Source organism: Corynebacterium nasorum (assembly GCF_030229765.1).
Lineage (GTDB): Bacteria > Actinomycetota > Actinomycetes > Mycobacteriales > Mycobacteriaceae > Corynebacterium > Corynebacterium kefirresidentii.
The window spans coordinates 1-560 of sequence record NZ_JASPGY010000024.1; the positions used below are offsets into that span (position 1 = coordinate 1).

1 protein-coding gene is annotated in these 560 nt (G+C 54.1%); it reads left to right on the top strand.

The window, feature by feature from the left end:
* The coding region (locus QP904_RS11725; protein ID WP_284836122.1) for a VaFE repeat-containing surface-anchored protein at positions 1–560 on the top strand (560 nt) is incomplete at both ends.

The following is a 560-nucleotide window of genomic DNA, read 5'->3' on the forward strand; positions in this document are numbered from 1 at the left end:
GAGGAGCTCACCTCCACAGAGGTCAACGACAAGGGTGAGGACACCCCGGATACCACTCCGGACAAGCCGAACCACATCGCTGAGCACAAGGACATCAACGACAAGGACCAGACCGTTACCTCGAAGCCTCACATTTCTACTAATGCGGACTTCGCTAATGGTTCCAAGGAAGTTGTTGCTGGGGCCACGGTCATCGACGAGGTTGACTACTCCAACCTAGTCGTTGGCAAGGAATACACCCTGAAGGCTGAGCTCATTAACAAGAAGGATGGCGAGTCTGTTCTGGGCACCGGTGAGAAGACCTTCACGCCGGAGACCTCCAACGGCAAGGTTGAGGTTGAGATCATTGTTAATGATGACGTGAAGGAGCCGGTTGAGGCTGCGGTTGCGTTCGAAGAGTTGACCTCTACCGAGGTTGATGAGAATGGCAATGACACTCCGGATACCACTTCGGACAAGCCGAACCACATTGCTGAGCACAAGGACATCGACGACCAGGATCAGACCGTGAAGTCTGATAAGCCTTCTGAGACCACCACTCCGCAGACCACCACCTCTAC